This window comes from Citrobacter sp. Cy070, assembly GCF_030332245.1.
Lineage (GTDB): Bacteria > Pseudomonadota > Gammaproteobacteria > Enterobacterales > Enterobacteriaceae > Citrobacter > Citrobacter youngae.
This window is the reverse complement of the sequence record NZ_JAOWIG010000035.1, coordinates 99,252-108,365: the sequence shown is the minus strand read 5'-3', so window position 1 is coordinate 108,365 and position 9,114 is coordinate 99,252. Positions and strand designations below refer to the sequence as shown.

General features: G+C 50.4%; 8 protein-coding genes and 1 pseudogene. 6 read left to right on the top strand and 3 right to left on the bottom strand.

The window, feature by feature from the left end:
- Nucleotides 1-79: 79 nt before the first annotated feature.
- From OGY19_RS02865 to OGY19_RS02850, 4 genes and pseudogenes are all read left to right on the top strand, one after another.
- A pseudogene (locus tag OGY19_RS02865) lies at nucleotides 80-349 on the top strand (MFS transporter); the annotation flags it as partial.
- Entirely contained in the window at nucleotides 321-1,346 is a 1,026-nt protein-coding gene (locus OGY19_RS02860) for a zinc-binding dehydrogenase (protein WP_101742790.1), read from the top strand. The pseudogene OGY19_RS02865 and the gene OGY19_RS02860, both read left to right, overlap by 29 nt.
- A 20-nt stretch (nucleotides 1,347-1,366) precedes the next feature.
- Entirely contained in the window at nucleotides 1,367-2,551 is a 1,185-nt protein-coding gene (uxuA, locus tag OGY19_RS02855) for a mannonate dehydratase (RefSeq protein WP_048213621.1), read from the top strand.
- A gap of 105 nt (nucleotides 2,552-2,656) precedes the next feature.
- Nucleotides 2,657-4,129, top strand: a complete 1,473-nt coding sequence (locus OGY19_RS02850; protein ID WP_115601339.1) for a fructuronate reductase — start codon at nucleotides 2,657-2,659, stop codon at nucleotides 4,127-4,129.
- Nucleotides 4,130-4,139: 10 nt separating this feature from the next.
- Here OGY19_RS02850 and OGY19_RS02845 read toward each other — a convergent pair whose 3' ends face one another.
- On the bottom strand, nucleotides 4,140-4,811 hold the full coding sequence (locus OGY19_RS02845; protein WP_048213623.1) for a FadR/GntR family transcriptional regulator: 672 nt from the start codon (nucleotides 4,809-4,811) through the stop codon (nucleotides 4,140-4,142).
- 143 nt (nucleotides 4,812-4,954) lie between these two features.
- On the bottom strand, nucleotides 4,955-6,148 hold the full coding sequence (locus OGY19_RS02840; RefSeq protein ID WP_115601338.1) for a BaiN/RdsA family NAD(P)/FAD-dependent oxidoreductase: 1,194 nt from the start codon (nucleotides 6,146-6,148) through the stop codon (nucleotides 4,955-4,957).
- Between the two features lie 229 nt (nucleotides 6,149-6,377).
- Here OGY19_RS02840 and pitA point away from each other — a divergent pair, with 229 nt between their 5' ends.
- A complete protein-coding gene (pitA, locus tag OGY19_RS02835) occupies nucleotides 6,378-7,877 on the top strand; it encodes an inorganic phosphate transporter PitA (protein WP_048213627.1) in 1,500 nt (499 codons plus the stop codon).
- A 64-nt stretch (nucleotides 7,878-7,941) separates the two neighbouring features.
- On the opposite strand, the gene uspB is transcribed toward pitA, so the two are convergent.
- On the bottom strand, nucleotides 7,942-8,277 hold the full coding sequence (gene uspB, locus OGY19_RS02830) for a universal stress protein UspB (protein WP_003023371.1): 336 nt from the start codon (nucleotides 8,275-8,277) through the stop codon (nucleotides 7,942-7,944).
- A gap of 393 nt (nucleotides 8,278-8,670) precedes the next feature.
- On the opposite strand from uspB, the gene uspA reads away from it, so the two are divergent.
- Nucleotides 8,671-9,108: a universal stress protein UspA gene (gene uspA, locus OGY19_RS02825; RefSeq protein WP_003023368.1), complete on the top strand. Its 438-nt coding sequence runs from the start codon at nucleotides 8,671-8,673 to the stop codon at nucleotides 9,106-9,108.
- Nucleotides 9,109-9,114 lie beyond the last annotated feature (6 nt).

Below are 9,114 nucleotides of genomic sequence, written 5' to 3'. Positions count from 1 at the left end.
CAGCTGATAGAAACAGAAGCCACTGGAGCACCTCAAAAACACCATCATACACTAAATCAGTAAGTTGGCAGCATCACCTTTAACTGGACCTATTTATTGGGCAGTTATTCAGGATGTCGTACACAAAGATAAAGTGGGTAGCGTCGGTGGCGCCATGCATGGGCTGGCAAATATCTCCGGAATCATTGGCCCTCTGGTCACCGGATTTATTGTTCAGTTCAGCGGTAAATATGATTACGCATTCTATCTGGCTGGTGCTATTGCGATTGTTTCCAGCTGTCTGGTATTCGTATTTGTCAAAAATAAAGGATTAAAAACAAATGAAAGTCAAAGCTGTCTACATCAATAAACCTGGTGAAATTGAAACCCGTTGGGTTGATTATCCAGAAAAGAAAGATAATGAAGTATTAATAAAAGTTGATGCTGCTGGAATATGTGGCTCTGATATAGGTGCATTTCGCGGCACTAATCCCCTGGTGACCTATCCACGTATTATTGGACATGAAGTCACTGGTATTGTTATTAAACAAGGCAATGGCATGCCAGCAAATATTAAGGAAGGTGACCGCGTTATTGTTGATCCTTATATTTATTGTGGCCATTGCTACCCCTGTTCAGTGGGGAGAACAAATTGCTGTGAAAACCTGAAGGTAATTGGCGTACATATTGATGGTGCGATGCAGGAGGTGGTTGCTCACCCCGCGCATTTGATTCACAAAATCCCAGATGACGTCGCCACTGAGATGGCTCCGTTGGCTGAACCACTGACTATCGCACTGCATGCGCTACATCGCGCCAAACTGACGGCCGGGGAGCATATCGCCATTATTGGAGCCGGTGCGATTGGTCTGATGGCAGCATTGAGCGCATTGCGCTACGGTGCGACGCCAATTCTGATCGATATCGTGGACGAACGACTTCAGTACGCAAAATCACTGGGCGTGCCTTACGTCATCAATCCGTCGAACACTCAGGTTGTTGAGGCGATAAAAGATATCACACAGGGGACGATGGCACAGGTTGTCGTCGAAGCATCTGGTGCCAACAGTGCAATTCGCGAAACGCTGGATCTTGCTTCGTTTGCGGGTCGTATTGCTTTCACCGGCTGGCCAAAACAGGAGACATCGTTACCCACTAACCTGATCACGTTTAAAGAGTTGGATCTGCGCGGATCACGTACCAGTGCTGGCGAATTCGAAGAAGCGTTACAGATGCTGGCTACGCTGAACATTAATCCTGCGGATGTCGTAAGCAAGGTGGTGAATATTGATGATGTGCCTGACGCCGTGAAGGAACTCGATCAATACCCGGAACGCTATCTGAAGATCAATGTGACCTTTCATTAATTTTTCCAGGAGATAAAGCGATGGAACAAACCTGGCGTTGGTATGGCCCGAATGATCCCGTGTCGTTGTCCGATGTTCGTCAAGCCGGTGCAACGGGTGTGGTAACTGCGCTGCACCATATTCCAAACGGTGAAGTCTGGTCCGTAGAAGAAATTCTCAAACGCAAAGCGATCGTGGAAAAAGCCGGTCTGGTCTGGTCGGTCGTGGAAAGCGTGCCGATCCATGAAGACATCAAGACCCACACGGGCCAGTACGATCTGTGGATCAAGAATTACCAGCAGACGCTGCGCAATCTCGCCCAATGCGGCATCTTTACCGTGTGCTACAACTTCATGCCGGTTCTGGACTGGACCCGTACCGACCTGGAATATGTGCTACCCGACGGTTCAAAGGCTCTGCGCTTTGACCAGATTGAGTTTGCCGCCTTTGAACTGCATATCCTCAAGCGTCCCGGTGCAGAAGCGGACTACAGCGCAGAGGAAATTGCACAGGCGCACCAGCGTTTTGTGAATATGAGCGAAGAGGACAAAGCTCGGCTGACGCGAAATATCATTGCAGGTCTGCCAGGTGCTGAGGAAGGCTATACGCTGGACCAATTCCGTAGCCACCTTGCAACCTATAAAGATATCGACAAAGCGGCCTTACGGGAAAATTTCGCCTGGTTCCTGAAAGCCATTATTCCGGTAGCGGAAGAAGTGGGTGTACGTATGGCGGTTCATCCGGACGATCCACCGCGCCCAATTCTTGGCCTGCCGCGCATCGTTTCTACTGTAGAAGATATGCAGTGGATGGTGGATACCGTAAACAGTACAGCCAACGGTTTTACGATGTGTACAGGCTCTTACGGCGTACGCGCAGACAACGATCTGGTTGATATGATCAAACAGTTCGGCCCACGGATTTACTTTACGCACCTGCGTTCCACACAACGTGAAGAGAATCCCAAAACCTTCCATGAGGCGGCACATCTCTCCGGGGATGTCGATATGTACAGCGTAGTGAAAGCGATAGTCGAAGAAGAACAGCGACGTAAAGCTGAAGGCAACGCCTCACTTATCCCCATGCGACCAGACCATGGTCATCAAATGCTTGATGATCTGAAAAAGAAAACCAACCCAGGGTATTCCGCTATTGGTCGCCTTAAGGGCCTGGCTGAAGTACGCGGCGTTGAACTGGCTATCCAACGCGCCTTCTTCAATCAGTAACCACATTGCCGCATGGTATCCCTGCCATGCGGTTTTTCACTTTCAGTCAGGACCGGTCTTTGATAGCGCATTATCAAAGAAGATCATCAATGACAGGAGTTTGTCATGGACAAGAATCTCTCCACCGCCCAGATTTCCACCCCACGACCACGCTGGGATCGTTCACGCCTCGTTTCGCGCATCGTACATCTTGGTTGCGGCGCTTTTCACCGCGCTCATCAGGCGCTCTATACACATCATTTGCTGGAAAGCAGTGACAGCGACTGGGGTATCTGTGAGGTCAACCTGATGCCCGGAAACGATGCCACACTGATTCAAAACCTGAAGGCGCAGGATCTGCTGTACACCGTTGCCGAGCGCGGAGCACAAACGACAGAGCTTAAAATCATTGGCGCGATGAAAGAAGCGCTGCATCCTGAATTTGACGGCTGTGAAGCCATTATCCACGCAATGGCACGTCCCGAAACGGCCATCGTTTCGCTGACCATCACCGAAAAAGGATATTGCACAGATGCCGCCAGCGGCGAGCTGGATCTGAATCATCCGTTTATCCAGCACGACATTGCTCACCCACAGTCCCCCAAATCAGCAATGGGTTATATCGTCGAAGCCCTCGCGCTACGCCGTCAGCAGGGATTGAAGGCTTTTACTGTGCTGTCCTGCGATAACGTACGAGAAAATGGCCACGTCGCAAAAACCGCTGTCCTGGGTTTAGCCGCCGAGCGCGATCCGCAGTTGGCTGAGTGGATTGCCGAACAGGCAACGTTCCCATGCACGATGGTAGACCGCATCGTTCCGGCAGCGACAGAAGAGACGTTAGCGCAAATAGCAGAACAGCTTGGGGTAGATGATCCCTGTGCCATTGCCTGTGAGCCATTCCGTCAGTGGGTGATTGAAGATAACTTTGTCAATGGACGCCCGGACTGGGATCGCGTGGGCGTACAGTTTGTAGCAGATGTGGTGCCATTTGAGATGATGAAGTTACGCATGCTCAACGGCAGCCACTCTTTCCTGGCCTACCTTGGTTATCTGGGCGGTTATGAAACGATTGCCGATACGATGACCAACCCGGCGTATCGCAACGCTGCGCGTGCTTTGATGCTCAATGAACAAGCGCCGACACTGTCGATGCCGGAAGGAACAGACCTTGCGGCTTATGCAGAGCTGCTGATTGCGCGCTTTACTAATCCATCACTGAAGCACCGAACCTGGCAAATTGCGATGGATGGCAGCCAGAAACTACCACAACGCTTGCTGGACCCCATTCGACTCCATCTGAAAAAAGGCGAAGATGCTCGCCATCTGATGTTGGGAGTCGCCGGTTGGATGCGCTACATCAGCGGTGTGGATGAACAAGGTCATCCGATTGAGGTGATAGATCCGCTGTCAGCACAGTATCAGGCTATTTATCAACAGTATCCATCAATAGAAGAACGTGTCCGGGCGCTGTTAGCAATTGACACTATCTTTGGGCGAGACCTTTGCGAGAACACAGACTTTATCGAACGCGTAACCGCTGCCTGTCAGCAATTGCACAGCGTAGGCGCACGTGCAGCGGTAGCCGCTCTGAGCCAATAGCGTGGTGTTATTAAAGACCCACGATCTGTCTGACATAGGCCAGATGTTCCAGCGATTTTTGGTAAGCACCGTCAGCATCAGCCTGGCGGATCGCATCCACAATCGCTTTATGCTGTGTATTCATGCTGGTTAATACATCCCGATTGCCGGAACGTTTGTCCAGTCCGGCATACGGGATGTTAACGCGCTGTTCCCACAGCATTCGCGACATATCAAGCAGTACGCGGTTCTGGCTGGCTTCTGATACTGTTAGATGGAATTGCTTATCGAGGGAATAAAAACCATGCACATTGTTTTCGCTAATGGCCTTTTCCATGCTGAGATGCAGTGCTTCAAGCTGGCTAATTAGATCTTCTTTCCCGGCCTGAGCAGCAAGACGCGCACAATGGCTGTCGACCAACTCACGCGAATAGAGGATTTCTTCAATCGTATAATCACTGGTGGAATGCTTTTTATCAGCAACAATCACACCATTACCTGACTGGATGGTGATCCATCCGGAAATCTCCAGCACAATCAGCGCTTCTCTGAGCGATGCGCGACTTACACCGAGTTGCTTCGCCAGCTCACGTTCGGGTGGTAAGAAGCTTCCCGGCGGAAAAATACCATCATTGATGAGCTTAATGATGAGATTGGCTATCTTTTGATAGAGCCGCTCCTGTTTTACCTCAGGAATAACCATGTGTCTCCCGTTCTCTTATCTGTGCGATTTTTAACTGATTTATCATATCATTCCTGGAGTTAAGAAACGCACGTCAGAGTCAGTTCATGTATCACACATCACTATGATATTTTTTCTTATTGTGTGCAGACAGAGTCTTTCACTTATTCAGACATCAAATCCTGTGCACATGCCCAGGCGCTCGACCACGCCCACTGGAAGTTATACCCACCCAACCAGCCGGTGACATCCATCACTTCACCAATAAAGTACAGCCCTGGCACTTTGCGGGCTTCCATCGTGCGCGAAGACAGTTCGTTGGTATCCACGCCTCCCAGCGTGACTTCCGCTGTACGATACCCTTCGGTACCGTTCGGCTGCACCCGCCATTCGGTCAGCGTTTCGACCAGCGATTGCTGGTCGCGCACGTTAAGTTGTTTCAGCGTCACATCCGGGATTTGCCCTAATTGCTGCAGGCATTCCACCAGACGTTTCGGCAACTGCATCGCTAACGTGTTCTTTAAGCTCTGATTTGGATGTGCGCTTCGTTGTTCATCGAGGAAGCTCGCAAGGTCAACATCCGGCAACAAATTAATGCTGACAAATTCGCCGGGCTGCCAAAAACTGGAAATTTGCAAAACGGCCGGGCCTGAAAGCCCACGGTGCGTAAAGAGCAGGTTTTCACGAAATACGGTGCCGTCTTCAGCGGTGATAACGGAAGGAACAGACACGCCTGAGAGTACCTGAAGCTGCTCCAACAGTGGCTTATGCAGCGTGAAAGGCACCAAACCGGCACGGGTCGGCAGAACCTTCAGACCAAACTGTTCGGCAATTTTATAACCAAACGGCGTTGCTCCCAGACCCGGCATGGAAAGCCCACCGGAGGCAATAACCAATTTCTTCGCACCGACCGTCATCCCGTTCAGTTCCAGAATGAAGCCATCATCATCCTGTGCGACGCTCAGGACTTCGCTACGTAAACGCATCGTAACGTTACCTTTTTCGCATTCGGCCACCAGCATATCGACGATTTGTTGGGCCGAATCATCGCAGAACAGCTGGCCGAGCGTTTTTTCATGCCAGGCAATGCCGTGTTTACCCACCAAATCGATAAAGTCCCACTGCGTATAGCGAGCCAGCGCCGATTTGCAAAAATGCGGGTTTTGACTCAAATATGCAGCCGGTTCCACATAAAGATTGGTAAAGTTACAGCGCCCTCCGCCGGACATGAGGATCTTACGTCCAGGCTTTTTACCATTATCAATCAGCAGTACTTGACTGCCTGCTTGCCCTGCCTGCGCGGCACAGAACATACCCGCTGCGCCAGCGCCTATAATAACGGTATCAAACCTTTCCACGTTGCGATCCTCTCTAAAAAGCGGGCGTGAATTGTAAAGATTCCTCAGTGGTCGCACCAGCACCAAACTATCAATAATAGGTATTTACCTGAATTCTATAGGATAATTCTTTAGTGGTGTAAAACAAAGCAGGAGACAAATCAAAAAAACTCTATATTTCACTTTGCCCGCGCCGCCAAAGTCACTGATAATGCGCCGCGTTCATGTCCTCAAAATGGCGTAACGTCCTATGCTACATTTGTTTGCTGGCCTGGATTTACATACCGGGCTTTTATTATTGCTTGCTCTGGCTTTTGTGCTGTTCTACGAAGCAATTAACGGCTTCCACGATACAGCCAATGCTGTCGCAACCGTGATCTATACCCGTGCAATGCGTTCGCAATTGGCGGTGGTCATGGCTGCGTTGTTCAACTTCTTTGGTGTTTTGCTGGGTGGTCTCAGCGTAGCTTATGCCATCGTGCATATGCTACCAACGGATCTGCTGCTCAACATGGGTTCTTCACATGGCCTCGCCATGGTGTTCTCCATGCTACTGGCGGCAATTATCTGGAACCTCGGTACCTGGTACTTTGGTCTGCCTGCATCCAGCTCCCACACGCTGATTGGCGCGATCATTGGTATTGGTTTAACCAATGCGTTGATGAACGGGACTTCAGTGGTGGATGCACTTAACATCCCGAAAGTGCTCAATATTTTCGGTTCGCTGATCATTTCCCCTATTGTCGGCCTGGTGTTCGCTGGCGGTCTGATCTTCTTGCTGCGTCGTTACTGGAACGGCACCAAGAAGCGGGCACGTATTCACCTGACGCCAGCAGAGCGTGAAAAGAAAGACGGTAAGAAAAAGCCGCCGTTCTGGACGCGTATCGCGCTGATCCTCTCCGCTATCGGTGTGGCGTTTTCTCATGGCGCTAACGATGGGCAGAAAGGTATTGGTCTGGTAATGCTGGTACTGATTGGCGTAGCGCCTGCAGGCTTCGTGGTGAATATGAATGCTTCTGGTTACGAAATTACGCGTACCCGTGATGCTATCAATAACGTCGAAACCTACTTCCAGCAGCGTCCTGATCTGCTCAAACAGGCGACCGGCGTTGATCAGTTGGTTCCGTCTCCGACGGAAACGGCGACAACAACACCGGCAGAGTTCCATTGTCACCCGGCAAATACCATCAACGCGCTTGAGCGTGCAAAAGGTATGCTGGCGAACCTGGAAACCTACGACAAGTTAAGCGTTGAGCAGCGTAGCCAGCTGCGTCGCATTATGCTGTGCATCTCTGATACCACCGATAAAGTCGTGAAACTGCCTGGCGTAAGCAGCGACGATCAGCGACTGCTGAAGAAACTGAAAACCGACATGCTGAGCACCATTGAGTACGCACCCGTCTGGATTATCATGGCTGTTGCTCTGGCTCTGGGCTGCGGTACGATGATTGGCTGGCGTCGCGTGGCGACCACTATTGGTGAGAAAATCGGTAAGAAAGGCATGACCTATGCTCAGGGGATGTCGGCACAGATGACTGCCGCAGTCTCTATCGGTCTCGCCAGTTACACCGGTATGCCTGTTTCCACCACTCACGTTCTCTCCTCTTCTGTTGCAGGGACGATGGTTGTTGACGGTGGCGGTTTGCAGCGTAAAACGGTAACCAGCATTCTGATGGCCTGGGTCTTCACCCTGCCAGCAGCGATTATCCTTTCCGGGGTCCTGTACTGGCTCTCCCTGAAGTTAATCTAAATGCATGCACAGTAAAAAAGCGGGTCAGGAAACTGACCCGCTTTTTTTATATCTGTCGTAGAAATCAGTGCCAGATAATCAGCGCGACCATACTGATTAACACCAGCCCACATAACGCGCTGGTAAGGATGAACTGACCGCGAACCCGCTCACAGCGGCGAATAAACTCATCGTCATGATGATCACGGTAACGCTGAGCGTAGATATACCACACCAGACGCATCTGCTTGTTAGGTTGCCCATGCGAGGTAAAAAAGCCGCCCCCATCGACATACTGGTAAAGTAATGGATCGCAACCACGAAGTACCACTAACAGTGCGCGTAGCGAAGAAAAATAACGCGCCATATTAACAATGCAAACGACACATAAAGCCCAGAATAACGCAATGGTGCTTATCATATCTCCTCCCCGGCGACCCGCCCACGGAACGCCTTTCCGGGACTACCGCTCCCCAATACCCTGCCAAACCATTCAGTGAAGAGTACAACCGAAACCGCTCGTGTTAGTGTCACGCATCCGAGCGCCTCTCTAAATAGTGTAGGAGATTAGTTAATTTTTTTGCCAGAAGGTTAATCACTATCAATGCAATTAACTAAAAAATTTGTTTAACTACTTGGCAAGCAAGGCGGATTGACGGATTATCCCGGTCGCTATAATGTAAGGATAGTCCTTAAAAGGTACGTTTTTACGACTGGGCTAGCCCCGCGCATAAAGTTCGCAGGACGCGGATGACGCGGCGGCAAATGAACGCCAGCAGGCTAGTCATCGACAACTTATGGAAGGAGTAACACTATGGCTTATAAACACATTCTTATCGCGGTTGATCTTTCTCCAGAAAGCAAAGTTCTGGTTGAAAAAGCGGTCTCTATGGCACGGCCTTACAATGCGAAAGTCTCCCTTATCCACGTTGACGTAAACTATTCCGACCTGTACACCGGGCTAATCGACGTGAATCTGGGCGACATGCAGAAACGCATTTCTGAAGAAACCCACCACGCGTTAACCGAGCTGTCCACCAACGCAGGCTACCCTATCACCGAAACCCTGAGCGGTAGCGGCGACCTGGGTCAGGTTCTGGTTGATGCCATCAAAAAATACGACATGGATCTGGTCGTTTGTGGTCATCACCAGGATTTCTGGAGCAAACTGATGTCCTCCGCGCGTCAACTGATCAACACTGTTCACGTCGACATGTTGATTGTTCCGCTGCGTGACGACGAAGAAGCATAAAACGCT